Origin of the sequence: Sinomonas cyclohexanicum (assembly GCF_020886775.1) — a bacterium.
Lineage (GTDB): Bacteria > Actinomycetota > Actinomycetes > Actinomycetales > Micrococcaceae > Sinomonas > Sinomonas cyclohexanicum.
Genome location: NZ_AP024525.1, coordinates 2,705,235 through 2,724,091, shown reverse-complemented (window position 1 = coordinate 2,724,091; position 18,857 = coordinate 2,705,235). Strand labels below are relative to the sequence as shown.

Below are 18,857 nucleotides of genomic sequence, written 5' to 3'. Positions count from 1 at the left end.
GTCCACCCCATGAACCCGTTCCCCCCGCGGTACCAACTGATGAGACCAGCTTCATTAGACCACGGAGGGGGTCGCCCCGGCTATGATCCGACGGTGGTGAAGACAGAGTACGGCGTCCAGCCCGAGCCGATGGTAGAAGGAGTACCCCAGGCCCCGGCGGGCCCGATCGGGTAGTAGCGGAGGCCGCCGTCGGACGTCTCGGCGTACAGCCCCACCGAGTTGCCGCCCGCGAACCCTCGGACCGGCGCCGCCCACGGGACGGCCTGCCATCCGGTGCCCACTGTTGGCGGCTGCTCCTGGACGAACGTGCCGGTGCCGGTAGACCGGTAGAGGAGCATCGCCCCCGCGGAGTTGATCGCCTCGATGTCCTGCGCGCCGTCTTGGTCGAAGTCGAGCTGCATGATGCTCAGGCCCTGCCAGCCTGTGCCGATGCGGACCGGAGCCGCCAAGGCGGTGCCGTTCTGGTTGGCGATGTAGTTCAGCGTCCCGTCCGGGGCCACCCCGACGAGGCTCGGCAGTGGATCGGCGGCCTTCCAGCGGCCCACCGTCAGCTGCCACCCCGTCAGGCCGGTGCCGATCGTCGTCGCTGCTCCGAATCCTCCGCTCGCCAAGCCGGGGAGGAGCCTGAGGCTGCCGTCGTTCCACTGCGCGAGGAGGTCCTGGACGCCGTCGCCGTTCCAGTCCGCGACGAATCCGCGGACCAGGCCGGACCAGCCGGAACCGATGGTCTGGCGGGCGCCGAGTGAGGAACCGCCCGACGCCGGATACCGCAGGAGGTTCCCGGAGGAGTCTGCGGCCACCACGTCCGCGGCGCGGACCTGCCCACTGCCGACGAGCCTTGCCGGCGTACCGCCGAGCATTCCCGCGTACCAAGCCGACCCGACCTGGGAGCGTGCCCCCCACGAGCCGTTCGATACGGGGTAGTAGTACACATTGCCCTGGGCGTTGCGGGCCAGGAGGCCTCGGCTGGAAGCCCCGAGGAATCCGGTGGACGCGGCGACATCCGTCATCTGGTTCCAGCCACTGCCCACCGCTGTTCCGGCGCCGCTGGAGAACCCGCCCTGGCCGTTGCCACGGAACACCGACATCGTGCCGTCCGGGGCGCGGGCAAGGATGTCCTGGTTCCCGTCCCCATCGAAGTCAAGCATGCTGATCTCGAGCTGGGAGAAGCCCGAGCCGACCTGCACGCCGTTGTCTAGGTGGCCGCCGGAGGCATTGGCGAAGTACAGGAGCCTGCCCTGCGTGTCCTTCGCAACAACGCCTGGGAAGCGGTTCGAGGCGTTCCATGGCCCGACAGTGATGGAGAGGCCCTGCCAGCCGTTGCCCACGGTGACGGGTGCTCCGAATCCGCCGGCCGACAGGCCCGGCTGGACCTGGACAGTGCCGTCGGCCCACTGGGTCAGGAGGTCGGCGATGCCGTCCTGATTCCAGTCCGTGACGTAGACCGCCGTGAGGTTGGTCCATCCCGACGCGAGCTGCACGCCGTTGCCGGCGCCGCCCTTTCCGTCTGCGGGATAGGCAATGACATTGCCGGCCGTGTCGACCCGGACGAGGTCCCCGAGGTGCAGGGAGGGGTTCGCGGGCGGCGTCGACGGCGCGTCCCCGCGGGCGAACTTCGTCAGCGCGTCAGCACTGCCGTTCCACTGGTTGGAGTCACCTTGGAAGGGGCCGCTGCTGCTGTACTGCCAGATCGAATAGAAGTCCCAGCTGGCGGGGAGCGTGCCCGGCCCGACTTCGTTGTAAGCAGCGATGTGGAGCGGATTGTTGCTGAAGGCGGCACTGTTGCCCGTGCACGTCTGCCACCAGTCCGTCGTCGTGTAGATCATCGGCGGGCGGCCGACGCGGGCCTGGATCGTGTTGGAGAAGTCCTGGATCCAAGCGACCATCTGGTCGGCAGACATGTTGTAGCACGTGTTGCCCAGGGAGCTGTAAGGGTTGTATTCGATGTCGAGCAGGGGCGGGAGGGTGATGCCGTCTGAGGACCAGCCGCCGCCGTTGTCCACGAAGTAATTGGCCTGCACCGCGCCCGAGGAGGTCGAAGGCAGAGCAAAGTGGTACCCACCGCGGATCATCCCCACGTTGGTGGCGCCGATGTACTGGTCGTTGAAGGCGGCGCTCTTGTATGTGGTGCCCTCGGTGGCCTTGATGTAGACGAAACGTGCCCCGAGATTCCACTGCTGCTGCCAGTCAACATCCGTGCCGCCGGACGAAGAGGACTGCCACGCGCTCACGTCCATGCCCTGTACGCCGCCCGATGGAGTCCAGTTCCCTGCCGCTGGGACGGCTGCGCTGACGGCGGCGGGGATTATCTGCGCCGCGCCGCCGGAGAACCCACGGGCTACTGCCGTGCTGCTCTGAGAGGGGAGAGCTTCGGGATCCGTCGCTGTCTTGAGCGTCTGCGGGACCTTCGACGTCGGGGACTTCCCCGCCTGGATCCTCTTAAGCCCCTGGCCCATCGTGGCCCCAGCGGCGCCCATCTGCTTCCTCAGCTCATCGAGCACAGGCCCGCTGATGGTGGTTCCCGCTGCTGGTGCACCCGTCGAGCTGCTGCTCGGGCTGGGTGCCGGCGTCTGCCCGGAATCCGCATGGGCCGGCTGTCCGAGCACAAAGCCTGCAGCGAGCAATGCACTGATGGCTGCGGCTGGCGCCAAGCGGGCGCGGCGGCCGGTCAAGGTTGTGAGCAGCATGGCATATCTCCAAGAGCTTAAGAGAGTGCAGGACTCCTGTTGCGCTTGGGGAGCGTAACACACATGGTGCTGATGTGAATTGCGAGAGTGAAGTTATTGATGATAATGGAGCAAATCCTGTGACTCTTGGGAATTCCGAGTTGACGGGTCTAGTCTCCCAGCAGTCCCATCAGGTACGCTCCGTAGCCGCTCTTGGCGAGGTCCTGGGCGCGGATGCGGAGTTCGTCGTCGGTGAGGAATCCCAACCGCCAGGCGATCTCCTCGGGGGCGCCTATCTTCAGGCCCTGTCGGTTCTCGACCGTGCGGATGAAGTTGGAGGCGTCGTTGAGGTCCGCGAACGTGCCCGTGTCCAGCCACGCCGTGCCGCGGGGGAGGACCTCGACCTGGAGGGTGCCGGCTTCGAGGTATGTGCGGTTGACGTCGGTGATCTCGAGTTCGCCGCGGGGGGAGGGGGCCAGTCCCTTGGCGATCTCGACGACGTCGTTGTCGTAGAAGTACAGCCCGGGCACGGCGTAGTTGCTCTTGGGCTCTGCGGGCTTCTCCTCGAGCGAGATGGCGCGGCCGGCATCGTCGAACTCGACGACGCCGTACGCGCTGGGGTCCTTGACCCAGTAGCCGAAGACAGCAGCGCCGGAGATGTCGTGGTGTCGGCGCAGCTGACGGCCCATGCCCGGGCCGTAGAAGATGTTGTCGCCCAGCACGAGGGCCACCGTGTCGGAGCCGATGTGGTCCTCGCCGAGGATGAAGGCCTGGGCGAGGCCGTCGGGGGAGGGCTGCTGGACGTAGGTGATCGAGATGCCGAACCGGCTCCCGTCCCCGAGGAGCCGGTGGAAGTGCGCGGCGTCGCCCGGCGTCGTGATGACAAGGATGTCCCGGATCCCTGCCAGCAGCAGGGTCGAGAGCGGGTAGTAGATCATGGGCTTGTCGTAGACGGGGACAAGCTGCTTGCTGACGCCGAGCGTGATGGGGTGGAGCCGCGACCCTGTGCCCCCTGCCAGGATGATTCCCTTCATGACTGCCATCTTCGCCGTTAGGGCCCGAGTTCCCCAACCCGATAGATTCGCGGTATGAGACTCCTCGTGACGGGCGGCGCCGGATTCATCGGGTCCAACTTCGTCCACTACGCCCTCCGGAACACCGACCACCACGTGACGGTCCTGGACAAGCTGACCTATGCGGGGAACCTCGAGTCCCTCAAGGGCCTGCCCGGGGCGAGGTTCCGGTTCGTCAAGGGGGACATCACCGACCCGGCCGCGGTTGAGGACCTGGTGCGCGATTCGGACGCTGTGGTGCACTACGCGGCGGAGAGCCACAACGACAACTCGCTGCAGGACCCCCGCCCGTTCCTTGACACGAACATCATCGGCACGTACACGCTGATCGAGGCCGCCCGCCGGCATGGGAAGCGCTTCCACCACATCTCCACCGACGAGGTCTACGGCGACCTCGAGCTGGACGACCCGGCGAGGTTCACGGAGCAGACCCCGTACAACCCCTCGAGCCCGTACTCCTCGACGAAGGCGGGCTCGGACCTGCTCGTGCGGGCGTGGGTCCGCTCGTTCGGCCTGCGGGCGACGATCAGCAACTGCTCCAACAACTACGGGCCCTACCAGCACGTCGAGAAGTTCATCCCGCGCCAGATCACGAACGTGATCGACGGCGTGCGCCCCAAGCTGTACGGGGAGGGGAAGAACGTGCGCGACTGGATCCACGCGGACGACCACTCCTCGGCCGTCCTCGCGATCCTCGAGAAGGGCGTGATCGGGCAGACGTACCTCATCGGGGCCGACGGGGAGAAGGACAACAAGTCCGTCGTGGAGCTCATCCTGTCCGAGATGGGACAGCCCGCGGACGCCTACGACCACGTCGTGGACCGGCCGGGCCATGACCTGCGCTACGCGATCGACTCGACCAAGCTGCGCACCGAGCTCGGCTGGAGGCCCCAGTACGGGGACTTCGAGGCGGGGCTGGCCGCGACAATCCGGTGGTACCGCGACAACGAGGACTGGTGGCGGCCGCAGAAGGCGGCCACCGAGGCGAAGTATGAGAAGGCGGGACAATGACTGCGGACCAGCCCATCGAGTTCGGCAGGCCCCTCGCCGCGCACGAGACGACCATCCCCGGCGTCGTGCTCTATGACCTCCCCGTGCACGGGGACAACCGCGGGTGGTTCAAGGAGAACTGGCAGCGGGAGAAGATGCTCGCCCTCGGGCTGCCGGACTTCGGGCCCGTACAGAACAACATCTCCTTCAACGCCGTCGCAGGGACCACGCGCGGCATCCACGCGGAGCCGTGGGACAAGTACGTCTCCGTGGCCACGGGGCGGATCTTCGGGGCCTGGGTGGACCTGCGCGAGGGGCCGACGTTCGGAACGGTGTTCACGGCCGAGCTGGATCCATCGTTGGCGATCTTCGTCCCGCGGGGGGTGGGCAACGCGTTCCAGACGCTCGAGGACGGCACCGCCTACACCTACCTCGTCAACGACCACTGGTCCGCGCAGGCCCAGGGCCGGTACACGTTCCTGAACCTCGCCGACGAGACGGTCGCCATCCCCTGGCCGATCCCGCTCGACCGGGCCGAGGTCTCGGACAAGGACCGCACTCACCCGCGTCTGGCCGACGTGACGCCCATGGCTGCGAAGAGGACGCTCGTACTCGGCGCCGGGGGACAGCTCGGCAAGGCGCTGCGGGACGCGTACGACGGCGCCGGCTCGCCCGCGGCTGCCGCCCCACCGGTGGAGTTCGCGACCCGGGCGGAGTTCGACCTGACCGATCCCGCCGCGTTCGAGGCCCGGGACTGGAGCCAGTACTCCACGATCATCAACGCCGCTGCGTACACGGCCGTCGACACGGCGGAGACCCCTGAGGGCCGCGCGGCGGCGTGGGCCGTCAACGTCGAGGCTCTCGTGCGGCTGTCGAGGATCGCCGTCGAGCACCGGATCACCCTCGTGACCGTCTCGAGCGACTACGTGTTCGACGGGTCGCGCGCCCTGCATGAGGAGGATGAGCCCTTCTCACCGCTGGGTGTCTACGGCCAGACCAAGGCGGCGGGCGATGCGGCGGTGGCCGCGGTCCCGCGCCACTACACGGTCCGCACGTCCTGGGTGATCGGGGACGGCGGCAACTTCGTGCGTACCATGGCCTCGCTCGCGGCCAAGGGCGTGAGCCCTGCGGTGGTGGACGACCAGATCGGCCGCCCTACGTTCGCCGAGGACCTTGCCGCGGGCATCCGCCACCTCGTCGACAGGGGTGCCCCCTACGGCACGTACAACCTCTCGTGCACGGGGGAGGTGGCCAGCTGGGCCGACGTCGCCGCGGAGGTGTTCGCCGTCGTCGGCCGCCACCCCGGCGACGTCAGCCGCGTGAGCACCGCAGAGTATTTCGCGGGCAAGCCGAGCTCCGCCCCGCGGCCGCTGAACTCCACCCTCGACCTGCGCAAGATCGAGGCGACGGGCTTCAGTCCGGCTCGGTGGGAGGACCGCCTGCGCACCTACCCGCTCTGAGACTCCCCGGGGAGGGGAGGCAACGTGAACCTGCCGTCATGAGCGTCCCGTAAGCTACGCCCATGCCTCAGACTTCACGAATCACCAAGGCCGTCATCCCCGCCGCAGGCCTCGGCACCCGCTTCCTCCCGGCAACGAAGGCGATGCCGAAGGAGATGCTTCCGGTCGTCGACGAGCCCGCGATCCAGTATGTGGTCGCCGAGGCGGCGAAGGCCGGGCTCGACAATGTGCTCATGGTCACGGGCCGCAGCAAGCGCGCGCTCGAGGACCACTTCGACCGCGTCCCGACGCTCGAGGCCATCCTCGAGGCCAAGGGCGACGCGCGGCGCCTCGCGGCCGTCCAGGAGTCGAACAACCTCGGCGACATCCATTACGTCCGTCAGGGGGACCCGAAGGGCCTCGGCCACGCCGTGCTGTGCGCGAAGTGGCACGTGGGCGACGAGCCGTTCGCGGTGCTCCTCGGCGACGACCTCATCGACGAGCGGGACGAGCTCCTCTCCGAGATGATCCGGGTCCAGCAGGCCACCGGCGGGTCCGTGATCGCGCTCATGGAGGTCGAGCCCGAGAAGATCTCGGCGTACGGCTGCGCCGACGTGAGCCCGGTGGAGGGCGAGGACTATGTCCGCGTGGGCGGCCTCGTCGAGAAGCCCGCGCCCGAGGAGGCCCCGAGCAACCTCGCCGTGATCGGCCGGTACGTGCTCCATCCAGCCGTGTTCGAGGTCCTCGAGCGGACTGAGCCGGGGCGGGGCGGCGAGATCCAGCTGACCGACGCGCTCCAGGAGCTCGCCTCGCGCGATGGCGAGGGCGGGGGCGTCTACGCGGTGGTGTTCCGCGGCCGTCGCTACGACACTGGGGACAAGCTCTCGTATCTCAAGGCGGTGGTGACGCTCGCGGTGGAGCGTGAGGACCTCGCGGAGCTGCGTCCCTGGCTCAAGGACTTCGCGGCGGGGCTCTAGTCCCGTTTGCTCCGGTCCATGCCTGAGGGCGCAAGTTATCCACATGGCTGGTGGCGATTCACGCGGGGTTTACAGAATCCGTTAGGCTGAGCGTGCCGCCGGGCCGGGGGGCCCGTAGGGGGCGGCGCATCAGGGGGGATTCCTGTGGACGCACTGCGCATTGCAGAGGGCGAGGTCCGCGAGCTGATCCGGCTCCGGGGCATCGACCCGCTGCGCGAGGCAGCCGAGACGCGGCGGCTCGTGGACGCGGCCGTCACCGACTACGACGAGCGGGCGCTCCTCGGTGCCGTCCCGCCACTCGGCCCCCTCGAGGCCGCGCGGAAGTCGCTGTTCGACGCGGTGGCCGGATTCGGCCCCCTGCAGCCGCTCCTGGACGATCCGACGATCGAGGAGATTTGGCTCAATTCGCCACACGAGGTGTTCGTGGCCCGCGGCGGCGAATCAGAGCTGACGGGCGTGACGCTCACGGAGCAGCAGGTCCGGGACCTTGTCGAGCGGATGCTCAAGTCCTCCGGTCGCCGATTGGACCTCTCGAGCCCGTTCGTGGACGCGGCGCTGCCAGATGGCTCGCGCCTCCATGTGGTCATTCCGGATGTGACGCGGCGTCACTGGGCCGTGAACATCCGCAAGTTCGTGGTCAAGGCCAGCCGTCTGGACCATCTCGTGGAGCTAGGCTCACTGACGCCGCAGGCCGCCCGCTTCCTTGGCGCGGCCGTGGCCGGTGGGCTCAACATCCTCGTCTCGGGCGCCACGCAGGCAGGCAAGACGACGATGCTCAACTGCCTCGGCGCGGCGATCGGCTCCCGTGAGCGCGTCGTGACGGTCGAGGAGATCTTCGAGCTGCAGTTCCCGCTCCGTGATGTGGTGGGCATGCAGTGCCGCCAGCCCAACCTCGAGGGCACTGGCGAGATTCCCCTGCGCCGCCTCGTGAAGGAGGCGCTGCGGATGCGGCCGGACCGGCTTGTGGTCGGGGAGGTCCGCGAGGCCGAGAGCCTGGACATGCTGATTGCGCTGAACTCGGGGCTTCCCGGGATGTGTACCGTGCACGCCAACTCGGCCGCCGATGCCGTGACGAAGCTGTGCACGCTGCCACTCCTGGCGGGGGCGAACATCTCCATGTCCTTCGTCGTGCCGACGGTCGCGGCGTGCATCGATCTCGTGGTCCACTGCTCTCGCCACGCCAATGGCCGCCGGCAGGTCACTGAGATCCTCGCGCTGGGTCAGCGCGTCGAGAATGGTGTCATCGAGACCTCGTCGGTCTTCGCGGTCGACGGCGACGGCGTCCTGCGCCCGCGGCCCACAGGCCTGCCGGCGCTCGAGAAGTTCGAGCGGGCAGGTATTGACGTGTTCCCGCTCCTGGAGACCGTCTGATGGCGGCCGCAGTCGGCCTCATCGGCGGGGTGGGGCTCTTCCTCGTCTGGTGGTCCCTGTGGGCCCTGCCCGAACGGATCCCGACGCAACGCAAGCCGAGGCGCCTCGAGCAGCTCATCGCCCAGGCGGGAATCCAGCGCGTGACACCGGGCGGACTCGTGCTCTCGAGCGCGGGCCTCGGCGCGTTCGTCGCACTCGCGTTCTATGTGGCTACCGCGGCTGCGCCCGTGGGCCTGTGCTTCGGCCTCTTCGCCGCCGGGCTGCCCGTTGCCCTCGTGGGCTGGCAGGCAAAGCGGCGTGCCGCCGTCATGCGCGAGCTGTGGCCCGATGTCGTAGACCACATCCGCTCGGCCATCCGCGCAGGCCTGTCCCTCCCCGAGGCGCTCATGCAGCTGGGGTACAAGGGGCCCGAGCAGCTGCGCGCGGTGTTCCTGGAGTTCGCGGCCGACTATCGGTCCGGCGGGAGCTTCGGCTTCGCGCTGGACCGACTCAAGGAGCGCCTCTCGGATCCGGTCGCGGACCGCATCGTCGAGGCCCTCCGCCTCACACGCGAGGTCGGCGGGTCGGACCTCGGTCGGCTCCTGGGCACTCTCTCGGAGTTCCTTCGCGAGAGCGCCAGGACCCGCAGTGAGCTCGAGGCACGCCAGTCTTGGACGGTCAACGCGGCACGGCTGGCCGTCGCGGCGCCCTGGATCGTCCTCCTGCTGATGTCCGCGCGCCCCGAAGCCATGGCGGCGTACGCACGCCCGTCCGGCCTCGCCGTGCTCATCGTGGGACTCTTCGTCTCCGCCTTCTGCTACCGGCTCATGCTCAGCATCGGCGCGCTTCCGCAGGAAGAGCGGGTGCTCCGGTGAGCGCAACCACGGCGCTCGCCGGACTCGCCGGAACCGTGCTCGGAGTGGGGCTATGGCTCACGTTCGTCAGGCTCCCCGTCATGCGCCGGACCACCTTCACCGAGCGCGTGGCGCCCCAGCTCCGCGCGGCCGAGAGGCGGTCGAGGCTCCTGGCGAGGGAGCAGGCCACGGTCACGCCGTTCGGCCCGCTCGAGCAGATCCTCCGCCCTCTCCTGCACGACGCCGCCGGCTCGCTCGGGCGGTTCAACCTCGGCAACGCCGCACTCGCCAGACGCCTCGCGCAGGCTGGGTCGGCGAAGAGCCCGGTCGACTTCCGGGCCGAGCAGCTCCTCTGGGCAGGCGCGGCGTTCGTGGCGGCGACGCTCGCTGCAGCTGCGGGCGCCATGGCCGGAAGGCTCAACCCGGTCTTCGCCGTACTGATGGTCGTCGCTGCCACGGTCGCCGGGTTCATGGCCCGGGACTACCTGCTCGGCTCGGCCATAGCGAAGCGCAAGCAGCGGATCCTCGGGGAGTTCCCGGCCGTGGCGGACATGATGGCGCTCGCGGTAGGGGCCGGGGAGACGGCCGCGGGAGCGCTCGACCGGACGGCCAGAGTGTCCCGCGGCGAGCTGGCCCGCGAGTTCACCCGGGTCCTCGCGTACACCCGCTCGGGCGCGCCCCTCGTCGACGCCCTCCATGCGATGGCAGAGCGCGTTGACCTCGCACCCATCACACGGTTCGTCGACGGCCTCATCGTGGCCGTCGAACGGGGAACGCCTCTGGCGGACGTCCTCCGCGCGCAGGCGCAGGACGTGCGCGACCTCGCCAAGCGCGAGCTCATGGAAGCCGCCGGAAAGAAAGAGATCGGAATGATGGTCCCGCTCGTCTTCGGTGTGCTCCCGCTGACCATCGTCTTCGCCGTGTACCCCGGCGCCGCGGCCATCACTTTGGGCTTCTGACCACTCGCACACACCAACACACACCCGATCGGGGGAGAGGGAACCATGCACACCATGAATCGACGGACCACACAGGATCACACCGCGGCACAGGATCGCTCAATGCGGAAGATCCACCGAGCCGCGTTGGGGCGCTCCGCCGTCATGCTTGCGGCCCTTCCGGCAGCGCTCGTCGCGGGATTCTCGGAGCGCACCCTCCGAGGCGAGCGGGAACGCGGAGACGTCCCGGGTTGGGTCATGATCACGCTCATGTCTGCGGTGCTGGTCATGGGGCTGCTGGCCGTGGCAGGCCCCGCGCTCGAGGGCCTGTTCAACCAGGCCATCAGCAGGGTCAGCAAATAGGGGTGGCCCCTGACCCTCGGCGCAGATGGGGCCAGCGTCCTGCGCGCTTCGCCGGCGAGCGCGGCTCGGCCGTCGCCGACTTCGTCATGGTCGGTGGCCTCCTCACGGCGCTCACGCTAGCGATCGTCCAGCTCACGCTCGTGCTGCACGTGCGCAACGTCCTCGTCGACGCCGCCGCGTCCGGCGCCCGCTATGGCACGCTCGCGGACCGCACGCCCGAGGACGCCCGGCAGCGCGCCGCTGAGCTCATCACCGGATCGGTCGGCGCTCGTTATGCGGCGGACATCCGGGTCGGGCACGCCGACATCGCCGGGTTCCGCACCCTCGAGGTCCGCGTCGTCGCGCCGATCCCGGTCGTCGGACTCCTCGGGCCCGCCGGGATGATGGAGGCCGCCGGACATGCGCCGCTTCAGTGAGTGGGTACGGCGGATGCGCGGCACCCGCGGCGGGGAGAAGGCCGCCACAACGGTGAGTGCAGAGCCGGGCAGCAGCGAGTCTGGCAGCGCCGTGGTCGAGTTCGTCTTCCTCGGGGTGCTCCTGCTCGTTCCGGTCGTGTACTTCGTGATCACGGTCGCGGCACTCCAGGGTGCCTCGTTCGCGGCGACGGGCGCGGCGGATCATGCCGCGAAGTCATTCGCGCGGGCCGCCGATGACGCCTCGGCCCGGACCGCCGCGGAGGCAGCGGTGACGGTGGCCATGGCGGACTTCGGCCTCTCCGGCCACACGGCCCGGCTCGAGCTCACGTGCGACCGCAGCCCGTGCCTGCAGGCCGGGGCCGCGGTGCGCGCGGTGGTCCGCGTCGACGTCCCCCTGCCGTTCAGCCCCGTCACGCCCGGCTTCGGGCTCACGGTCGGGAAGGTGGACGCGTCGGCGACCCAGATCGTCGGGAGGTTCCGATGAAACGATGGGCACGCGCCGTCGGGCGCCGGGTCCGGCGGGCCGTCCGGGGCGACGAGTCCGGGCAGCTGACGGTGATGATCATCGGGTGCACGGTGCTGTGCCTGCTCGTGGCGACCACCGTCATGGCGGTCTCGGCGGTGCTCATCGAGCAGCGGAAGCTGCTCTCAGCGGCCGACGGCGCGGCGTCGGCCGCCGCGGACAGCTTCCGGCTCGCGGACACGGGCTCAGCCGACGGCCCGCCCGCGGCGGTGCTCGCGCCGGAGCGGGTGCACGGCGTTGTGGCCACGTACCTCGAGCGCGACGGGGCGGCCGCGCGGTTCGAAGGGCTCACGGTCTCCTCCGCGACCGGGACCCCGGACGGGCGGACCGCGACGGTGAGCCTCGCGGCCACCGCCCGCATCCCCGTGGCGAACTTCCTCCTGCCCGACGGCGTGCCCATCCAGGCCAGCGCGAGCGCCCGCGCGCGGCTCATCCGGTGAGGCATGCCGTAACCTTGGATGGTTATGGCTGACATCGACTTTCCCGCAGAGATCAAGGCGCTGCGCGCCACCCACTCCTCCATCGAGCAGGTCACGGACGTCGACGCGCTGCGGGCCGAGATCAGCGAACTGAGCGAGGCCGCGGGCGCACCGGACCTGTGGGACGACCCGTCCAAGGCACAGGTGGTGACCTCGCGGCTCTCGCACCGGCAGTCGGAGCTCGAGCGTGTCGAGAGCCTGCGGTCCCGCATCGACGACCTCGAGGTGCTCGTCGAGCTGAGCCAGGACGAGGACGACGCCGACACCCTCGCCGAGGCAACCAAGGAACTCGCCTCGATCCGGAAGGCGCTCGAAGAGCTCGAGGTCGTCACGCTGCTCAACGGCGAATACGACGCCCGTGAGGCCGTCGTGACGATCCGCTCCGGCGCGGGCGGCGTCGATGCCGCGGACTTCGCCGAGATGCTCATGCGAATGTACCTCCGTTGGGCAGAGCGCCACGGCTACCCGACGAAGGTCATGGACACCTCCTATGCCGAAGAAGCCGGCCTGAAGTCGGCGACGTTCGAGGTGAACGCCCCGTTCGCGTACGGCACCCTCTCCGTCGAGGCCGGCACGCACCGCCTCGTGCGCATCAGCCCCTTCGACAACCAGGGCCGCCGGCAGACCTCGTTCGCCGCCGTCGAGGTCATTCCGCTCATCGAGCAGACCGACTCGATCGAGGTCCCGGACAACGAGATCCGCGTCGACGTCTTCCGGTCTTCCGGCCCGGGAGGCCAGTCGGTCAACACGACCGACTCCGCGGTGCGCCTGACCCACCTGCCGACTGGCATCGTGGTCTCGATGCAGAACGAGAAGTCCCAGATCCAGAACCGCGCCGCGGCCATGCGCGTGCTCCAGTCCCGGCTCCTGCTGCTGAAGAAGGAAGAGGAGGACGCCGCGAAGAAGGCCCTGGCGGGCGACGTGAAGGCCTCGTGGGGCGACCAGATGCGCTCCTACGTGCTCAACCCGTACCAGATGGTCAAGGACCTCCGCACCAACCACGAGGTCGGCAACACGGCCGCGGTCCTCGACGGCGACATCGACGACTTCATCGACGCCGGCATCCGGTGGCGCGCGGGCCAGCGGCACGAGGCGAGCGAGAACTAGACCCGCAGCCAACCGCAGGCTTCGAGGCCCGGCACCCCCAAGGGGTGCCGGGCCTTTCCGCGTCCCGACCCGATCTCGCGCTCCCGCGGCCCGATCTCGCGCTCCCGCGGCCCGATCTCGGGCTCCCCCGACCCGATCTCGGCGCAGGGCGTGGTGCCCTTGACGGGTGAGCACACGCCGTCGTACGTTTTCCGTGACCTGAATCACCTTTCATGTTTTGACCCTCCTGCACTGCAACCCGCGAGAAAGGCATTCGCGTGAAGGCAACAAAGAAGTTCCTCCTCACCGCGGCGCTGGCTACCGGCCTCGTCGCGACCGGCTGCGCGCCGAGCGCCTCGACCGCCAGCGACGGCGGGTCCTCCGAGGCGGCCCGGACCGTCAACGTGGGCATCGTCTACTCGAAGACCGGCCCGCTCGCCGCGTACGGCGAGGCGTACTACGAGGGGCTCCAGGCCGGCATCAAGTACGCGACCGGCGGCACTGGTAAGGTCGGCAACGCGACCCTCAACCTCACGTACCAGGACGACGCCGGTGACCCGGACAAGGCCGTCTCGATCGCCAAGGACCTCATCGGCAAGGACTACAAGATCCTCGCCGGCACGGTCGTCTCCGGCGTCGCGCTCAAGCTCGCCGAGCAGGCCGCCCAGAACAAGGTCCTGTACATCTCGGGCCCCGCGGCCACGGACGCGCTCCAGGGCATCAACAAGTACACGTTCCGCTCGGGCCGCCAGTCCCTCCAGGACGTCGCCACCGCAGGCACGTTCGTGGACAACCTGCAGGGCAAGAAGGTCGTGGTCTTCGCCCAGAACAACGCGTTCGGCCAGGGCAACGTGGCCGCTGTGAAGGCCGTGCTCGGTGCGAAGGGCGCCACCGTGGAGCAGGTCCTCGTCCCCGAGGACGCGACCGAGTTCACCCCGTTCGCCCGCCAGATCATCGACGCCAAGCCCGCCATGACGTTCGTGGCCTGGGCCGGCGCGACGAGCGGCGCGATGTGGCAGGCCCTGACCCAGCAGGACGTGTTCAACGCGGCCCCGGTCGTCACCGGCCTCGGCGACGCCTCGACGTTCTCCGCCTACGGCGCCGCGAGCGGCAGGATCAGCTTCCTCAACCACTACTTCCCGGGGGCCGGGGGGAATAATCCGGTGGAGCAGGAGATGATCAAGGATGTCCAGGCTGCCGGGAAGAAGCCGGACCTCTTCACCCCCGACGGGTTCGTGGCCGGCCAAATGATCGTCCAGGCCGTGAAGTCCGGCGCGAGCGTCGACGACATGGTCAAGGGCCTCGAGGGCTACTCGTTCGACGGCCCGAAGGGCAAGGAGACGGTCCGCGCCTCCGACCACGTGCTGCTCCAGCCCATGTACCAGGCCAAGCTCGTCCAGAAGGACGGCGCGTGGACGCCGGAACTGGTCAAGACCGTTCCCGCGGACGCGGTGGCCCCCGCCGAGAAGAAGGGCTGACGCATGCCCGCGAGCCCGGGGCGCCCCGCCCTCGCGGTCGAGGGCCTCGGGCTCGCGATCGGCGGAGCGAGCATCCTGGCGGACGTCGGGTTCGAGGTCCCCCGGGGAGAGATGCTCGGCGTGATCGGCCCCAACGGCGCCGGCAAGACGACCCTGTTCAACGTCCTCTCAGGCCTGGCCCGCCCCACCGCCGGCCGCGTCCTCCTCGACGGGGCGGACGTCACGCACCTCGCGGTGCACCGCCGCGCCCGCGCCGGCCTCGGCCGGACGTTCCAGACCTCGAGCCTGTTCGGCGGGCTCACCGTCCTGGAGAACGTCCGGCTCGCCGCCCAGTCGCGGCTCGGCGGCAGCCTCTCGGTGCTGCAGTTCCCCAGGGCGCACGACGCCGCGACCCGCCGAGCGCGCGAGACGCTCGCCGAGGTGGGGCTCGCCGGGAGTGAAGACCGCCGTGCGCAGGGACTCTCGCACGGCGACAAGAGGAAGGTGGAGATCGCGATGATGCTCGCGACGGACCCGAGCGTCGTGCTGCTCGACGAGCCCATGGCCGGCGTCGGCTCCGGAGACGTGGGCGCGCTCAGCGACGTGATCCGCGGCCTGCACCGGGACCGCGGGACCACCGTGCTCATGGTCGAGCACCACATGGACGTGGTGCTCGGCCTCGTGGACCGGGTCGCCGTCATGCACCACGGCCGGCTGCTCGCGATCGGCACCCCCGAGCACGTCATGGCCGACGACACCGTCCAGGCCGCCTACCTCGGGGAGCCCGTGTGAGCGACATCCTTCAGATCGACGGCCTGCGTGCTCACGTGGGCGGCCAGCAGGTGGTCGAGGACGTCGCGTTCGCGGTCCCGGACCACGGCGTGACGGCACTCCTGGGGCGCAACGGCGTGGGCAAGACGAGCACCCTCAAGGCCGTCCTGGGCCTGATCGCGCGGTCCGGCCGGGTGGAGCTCGCGGGTGAGCGGATCGACGGCGAGCCCACACACCGGATCGTCCAGCGCGGCGTCGGGTACGTCCCGGAGGACCGCGAGGTGTTCTCCAAGCTCACCGTCGCCGAGAACCTCCAGCTCGCCGTCCGTGGCAGGCCCTCGGCCGAGCGGCGGGAGCTCGTCGAGTCACTCTTCCCCGACCTCGTGGCGCGCGCCCAGCAGCCCGCAGGGACGCTCTCTGGCGGGCAGCAGCAGATGGTTGCCCTCGCCAGGGCCCTGCTGAACGAGAACCGGGTGCTGCTCGTGGACGAGCCCACGAAGGGCCTCGCGCCCAAGGTCGTCCAAGAGGTCGCCGTCGCGCTCGAGGCCGCCGCCACCGCGGTGCCGATCCTGCTCGTCGAGCAGAACCTCGCCGTGGTCCGGCGGCTGGCCGCCGGAGCCATCGTCCTCGCGGGCGGACGCGTCGTCCACCGCACCGACAGCGCCCGCGACCTCCTCGACGACGAGCCGCTCACCCGCCGCCTATTGGGGGTCGGCGGGGACGCGCCTCACGGGCTGACCGCGCACGACGGCGCCACGCCGCACGGTGCGCTGCCCCGCGTGGGCGACCGTGCGCCGTCGTCCGCGGGGGCGAGCACGCCCCAGAATGGAGCCACCGCGTGAGCACCGTCATCCTCCTCGTCGTCACGGGCCTGGGGCTCGGGGCCCTGTACTTCCTCGTCGCCTCCGGGCTGTCCCTCATCTACGGCCTCATGGGTGTGCTGAACTTCGCGCACGGCTCGTTCCTCACGCTCGGGGCGTTCCTCGGGTGGGAGGTGGCCCGCCGGCTCGGCGCGGACTCCTGGTGGGTCTTCCTGCTCTCCCTCCTGGTAGGCGCGGCGACCGGTGCCGCGGTCGCGGCGCTCACGGAGCTTGCGCTCATCCGCCCCCTCTACCTCCGCCACATCGAGCAGGTCCTCGTGACGGTGGGCCTCGCGCTCGCCACGGTCGCGCTGTTCGACGGCATCTGGGGCACGGACGCCGTGTACATCGGCGGGCCGGCCTGGTTCAAGGACACCACTGACGTCCTCGGGGCGAAGATCCCCAACGACCGCTTCGTCGCCATCGTGTGCGCGGCCGCCGTGCTCGCCGGTCTCGTGCTGTTCCTCAAGCGAACGCGCTACGGGCTCATCATCCGCGCCGGGGTCGAGAACCGTGCCATGGTCACCGCCCTGGGCATCGACGTGCGGAAGGCCTTCACCCTGGTCTTCGCGATCGGCGGTGCCGCCGCGGGACTCGGGGGGGTGCTCGCGAGCCACTACTTCGGCTACGTCTCGCCCCTGCTGGGCGGATCGCTGCTCATCTTCGCGTTCATCGTCACGGTGATCGGCGGCCTCGGCTCCCTCACGGGCGCGGCCATCGCCTCGGTCGGGGTGGCCGTCCTCCAGCAGTTCGCCAACTTCTACTTCGGGATAGGAGACTTCGTGGTGGTCCTTGCGCTCGCCGTCGTGCTGCTCGTCCGGCCGCGCGGCCTCATGGGGGCGGCGGCATGACCCGCCCGAAGGGCAGAGTGCGGGGCGCGACGCCGGGCGCGACGCCGCGCCCGGGCCGGGCACGCCTGCCGTGGGGGCGTGCGGTGGGCGGCGCCGCCGCCGCGCTCGTCTTCGCGGCATTCCTCGCCCTGCTGCCGCTTCTCGCGATCGATCTCCCCGGCATCCTCCCGGGCCCCACCTACACGCCCGGGTCGCTGCAGCTGCTCGCGCTGTGCTTCGCCATGGCCGCGGCAGCGCTGAGCTACCACCTCCTCCTCGGCGCGGCGGGCCTGCTCTCGTTCGGCCACGCCCTCTCGTTCGGCGCGGGCGTGTACGGGCTCGCGGTGATCCTGGGGCACCTGGGCCTCCCGCTCGTGCCCGCGGCGCTGCTCGCCCTCCTGCTCGCCATCGTCCTCGCACTCGTGGTCGGCAGCATCAGCCTCCGCGTCGGCGGCATCCCGTTCGCGATGGTCACTCTCGCGTTCGCCCAGGCCGGGTCCGTGCTCGTGCGGCGCAACCCCGGCGGCGCCACCGGCGGGGACGAGGGGCTCAGCCTCGCGACCGGGAACCTCCCGGACGGCCTCGTCGGCGTGGTGAACACGCGGAACCTCTACTGGCTCGCGCTCGCGGCGCTCGTGCTCGTCTACGCCGTAGTGCTGTGGATCCAGTCGAGCCGGGCCGGCCACGTGGCCGAGGCGGTGCGGGAGAACGAGCTGCGCGTGCGCGTCCTGGGCCTCACCCCGTTCGCGCCCAAGCTCCTCGTCTTCACCGTGGGCGGCGCGCTCGCCGCGGTGGCCGGCATGGTGTACCTGCTCCTGCAGTCCGGCGCGGTGCCGCGCTCGGTCTCCTCGGACCTGACCATCACGCTCCTTGTCATGGTGGTGCTCGGCGGCGTCGGCTCCCGGTGGGGCGCGATCGTGGGCGGCGTGGTCTACACGCTCCTGGACCAGCGCCTCGCCGCGCTCGCGGCCTCGCCCGCCATCAAGGACCTCCCGCCCGTCCTCCGCATCCCGCTGTCGGAACCGCTGTTCATCCTCGGTACGCTGTTCATCCTGGTGGTGCTGTTCCTGCCCGGCGGCCTCGCGGGCGCCGCGGGCAGGGTCCGCGCACGACGCCGGGGGGCCGGCCCCGTGCCCCGGGCCGCCGAGCGTCTCGAGAAGGTCCTGGAGGACGCATGACTGCACTGATACCCGCACCGGCCCACGACTCGCATGCGGGGGCTTCGGCCCCCGACGGGCTGCACACGCTCGGCCGCTGGACTGCGGACCGCGCCCGGAGCGCCCCCGAGAGGGTCGCGATCGACGACCGCGGAGTGAGCGTCACGTACCGTGAGCTCGAGGCCCGCGCGTCCGCGCTCGCCGACGCATTCCGGTCCGCCGGCTACGGGCCCGGGCAGAAGATCTCGACTCTCACCGGGAACAGCGCCGACCACGTGGTCCTGTTCTTCGCGTGCGCCAAGGCCGCCCTCACCCTCGTCCCGCTCTCGTGGCGGCTCGCCCCGGCAGAGCTGGCCGAGCAGCTCCGCGTGAGCGCGCCGGCGCTGTTCGTCGTCGAGCCGGAGCACGCCGCCCTCGGCGCCGCCGCCACCGATCTGCTGGCCTCGCCTCCGCGGACCGCGGAGCCGGGCCGCGGCGGGATCGAGCGGGACCTGCCCCCCGTCGGGGACGCCGTGCCCAGGCGTGCGGTGGGCGACGACGACCCGCTCCTGGCGGTCTTCACCTCCGGCACGTCCGGCCGGCCCAAGGCCGCCGTCCTGACCCACGCGAACTGCTTCTGGACCAACCT

General features: G+C 70.2%; 18 protein-coding genes and 1 pseudogene. 17 read left to right on the top strand and 2 right to left on the bottom strand.

Features of this window, described 5'->3' with window-relative positions; translation table 11 throughout:
• Positions 1-80: 80 nt before the first annotated feature.
• Positions 81-2,687 (bottom strand): GH25 family lysozyme, encoded by a 2,607-nt coding sequence (locus SCMU_RS12955; protein WP_229229545.1) that lies wholly within the window; start codon positions 2,685-2,687, stop codon positions 81-83.
• 149 nt (positions 2,688-2,836) lie between these two features.
• The gene (rfbA, locus tag SCMU_RS12950) at positions 2,837-3,700 is read right to left on the bottom strand and encodes a glucose-1-phosphate thymidylyltransferase RfbA (RefSeq protein ID WP_229229544.1); all 864 of its coding nucleotides are present in this window, start codon (positions 3,698-3,700) and stop codon (positions 2,837-2,839) included.
• Between the two features lie 54 nt (positions 3,701-3,754).
• Between rfbA and rfbB the strand changes: the two genes are divergently transcribed.
• The 17 genes and pseudogenes from rfbB to SCMU_RS21005 all read left to right on the top strand — a co-directional run.
• The gene (rfbB, locus tag SCMU_RS12945) at positions 3,755-4,750 is read left to right on the top strand and encodes a dTDP-glucose 4,6-dehydratase (RefSeq protein WP_229229543.1); all 996 of its coding nucleotides are present in this window, start codon (positions 3,755-3,757) and stop codon (positions 4,748-4,750) included.
• Positions 4,747-6,189 carry a sugar nucleotide-binding protein gene (locus tag SCMU_RS12940; protein WP_229229542.1) on the top strand — a complete coding sequence of 481 codons (1,443 nt, stop codon included), beginning with the start codon at positions 4,747-4,749 and terminating at the stop codon, positions 6,187-6,189. Before rfbB ends, SCMU_RS12940 begins: the two co-directional genes overlap by 4 nt.
• A gap of 62 nt (positions 6,190-6,251) precedes the next feature.
• Positions 6,252-7,145 (top strand): UTP--glucose-1-phosphate uridylyltransferase GalU, encoded by an 894-nt coding sequence (galU, locus tag SCMU_RS12935; protein WP_229229541.1) that lies wholly within the window; start codon positions 6,252-6,254, stop codon positions 7,143-7,145.
• A 144-nt stretch (positions 7,146-7,289) separates the two neighbouring features.
• Complete coding sequence (locus tag SCMU_RS12930) at positions 7,290-8,516, top strand: TadA family conjugal transfer-associated ATPase (protein WP_229229540.1); 1,227 nt, start codon at positions 7,290-7,292, stop codon at positions 8,514-8,516.
• The gene (locus SCMU_RS12925; protein WP_229229539.1) at positions 8,516-9,370 is read left to right on the top strand and encodes a type II secretion system F family protein; all 855 of its coding nucleotides are present in this window, start codon (positions 8,516-8,518) and stop codon (positions 9,368-9,370) included. The genes SCMU_RS12930 and SCMU_RS12925 overlap by 1 nt, the downstream gene beginning before the upstream one ends.
• Positions 9,367-10,308: a type II secretion system F family protein gene (locus SCMU_RS12920; RefSeq protein WP_229229538.1), complete on the top strand. Its 942-nt coding sequence runs from the start codon at positions 9,367-9,369 to the stop codon at positions 10,306-10,308. The genes SCMU_RS12925 and SCMU_RS12920 overlap by 4 nt, the downstream gene beginning before the upstream one ends.
• Positions 10,309-10,452: 144 nt before the next feature.
• Positions 10,453-10,650: a hypothetical protein gene (locus SCMU_RS12915; RefSeq protein ID WP_443020318.1), complete on the top strand. Its 198-nt coding sequence runs from the start codon at positions 10,453-10,455 to the stop codon at positions 10,648-10,650.
• 2 nt (positions 10,651-10,652) lie between these two features.
• The gene (locus SCMU_RS12910) at positions 10,653-11,066 is read left to right on the top strand and encodes a TadE/TadG family type IV pilus assembly protein (RefSeq protein ID WP_229229536.1); all 414 of its coding nucleotides are present in this window, start codon (positions 10,653-10,655) and stop codon (positions 11,064-11,066) included.
• Positions 11,050-11,550: a hypothetical protein gene (locus tag SCMU_RS12905; protein WP_229229535.1), complete on the top strand. Its 501-nt coding sequence runs from the start codon at positions 11,050-11,052 to the stop codon at positions 11,548-11,550. Before SCMU_RS12910 ends, SCMU_RS12905 begins: the two co-directional genes overlap by 17 nt.
• Positions 11,547-12,029 carry a pilus assembly protein TadG-related protein gene (locus tag SCMU_RS12900; protein WP_229229534.1) on the top strand — a complete coding sequence of 161 codons (483 nt, stop codon included), beginning with the start codon at positions 11,547-11,549 and terminating at the stop codon, positions 12,027-12,029. The genes SCMU_RS12905 and SCMU_RS12900 overlap by 4 nt, the downstream gene beginning before the upstream one ends.
• A gap of 24 nt (positions 12,030-12,053) precedes the next feature.
• Entirely contained in the window at positions 12,054-13,175 is a 1,122-nt protein-coding gene (gene prfB / locus SCMU_RS12895; protein WP_229229533.1) for a peptide chain release factor 2, read from the top strand.
• A 257-nt stretch (positions 13,176-13,432) separates the two neighbouring features.
• On the top strand, positions 13,433-14,632 hold the full coding sequence (locus SCMU_RS12890) for a substrate-binding domain-containing protein (RefSeq protein ID WP_229229532.1): 1,200 nt from the start codon (positions 13,433-13,435) through the stop codon (positions 14,630-14,632).
• Positions 14,633-14,635: 3 nt separating this feature from the next.
• The gene (locus tag SCMU_RS12885; protein ID WP_229229531.1) at positions 14,636-15,403 is read left to right on the top strand and encodes an ABC transporter ATP-binding protein; all 768 of its coding nucleotides are present in this window, start codon (positions 14,636-14,638) and stop codon (positions 15,401-15,403) included.
• On the top strand, positions 15,400-16,224 hold the full coding sequence (locus SCMU_RS12880; protein WP_229229530.1) for an ABC transporter ATP-binding protein: 825 nt from the start codon (positions 15,400-15,402) through the stop codon (positions 16,222-16,224). The genes SCMU_RS12885 and SCMU_RS12880 overlap by 4 nt, the downstream gene beginning before the upstream one ends.
• Positions 16,221-17,093 carry a branched-chain amino acid ABC transporter permease gene (locus SCMU_RS12875; protein ID WP_229229529.1) on the top strand — a complete coding sequence of 291 codons (873 nt, stop codon included), beginning with the start codon at positions 16,221-16,223 and terminating at the stop codon, positions 17,091-17,093. Before SCMU_RS12880 ends, SCMU_RS12875 begins: the two co-directional genes overlap by 4 nt.
• Complete coding sequence (locus SCMU_RS12870) at positions 17,090-18,250, top strand: branched-chain amino acid ABC transporter permease (protein WP_229229528.1); 1,161 nt, start codon at positions 17,090-17,092, stop codon at positions 18,248-18,250. Before SCMU_RS12875 ends, SCMU_RS12870 begins: the two co-directional genes overlap by 4 nt.
• A pseudogene (locus SCMU_RS21005) lies at positions 18,247-18,801 on the top strand (AMP-binding protein); the annotation flags it as partial. The gene SCMU_RS12870 and the pseudogene SCMU_RS21005, both read left to right, overlap by 4 nt.
• Positions 18,802-18,857 lie beyond the last annotated feature (56 nt).

Bases quoted from the DNA above. Each gene is read 5' to 3' on its own strand.
- SCMU_RS12885 (WP_229229531.1), top strand. From the start codon at position 14,636: ATGCCCGCGAGCCCGGGGCGCCCCGCCCTCGCGGTCGAGGGCCTCGGG.
- SCMU_RS12940 (WP_229229542.1), top strand. From the start codon at position 4,747: ATGACTGCGGACCAGCCCATCGAGTTCGGCAGGCCCCTCGCCGCGCAC.
- SCMU_RS12870 (WP_229229528.1), top strand. From the start codon at position 17,090: ATGACCCGCCCGAAGGGCAGAGTGCGGGGCGCGACGCCGGGCGCGACG.
- galU (WP_229229541.1), top strand. From the start codon at position 6,252: ATGCCTCAGACTTCACGAATCACCAAGGCCGTCATCCCCGCCGCAGGC.
- SCMU_RS12925 (WP_229229539.1), top strand. From the start codon at position 8,516: ATGGCGGCCGCAGTCGGCCTCATCGGCGGGGTGGGGCTCTTCCTCGTC.
- rfbB (WP_229229543.1), top strand. From the start codon at position 3,755: ATGAGACTCCTCGTGACGGGCGGCGCCGGATTCATCGGGTCCAACTTC.
- SCMU_RS12915 (WP_443020318.1), top strand. From the start codon at position 10,453: ATGCTTGCGGCCCTTCCGGCAGCGCTCGTCGCGGGATTCTCGGAGCGC.
- SCMU_RS12900 (WP_229229534.1), top strand. From the start codon at position 11,547: ATGAAACGATGGGCACGCGCCGTCGGGCGCCGGGTCCGGCGGGCCGTC.
- SCMU_RS12905 (WP_229229535.1), top strand. From the start codon at position 11,050: ATGCGCCGCTTCAGTGAGTGGGTACGGCGGATGCGCGGCACCCGCGGC.
- SCMU_RS12955 (WP_229229545.1), bottom strand. From the start codon at position 2,687: ATGCTGCTCACAACCTTGACCGGCCGCCGCGCCCGCTTGGCGCCAGCC.
- prfB (WP_229229533.1), top strand. From the start codon at position 12,054: ATGGCTGACATCGACTTTCCCGCAGAGATCAAGGCGCTGCGCGCCACC.
- rfbA (WP_229229544.1), bottom strand. From the start codon at position 3,700: ATGAAGGGAATCATCCTGGCAGGGGGCACAGGGTCGCGGCTCCACCCC.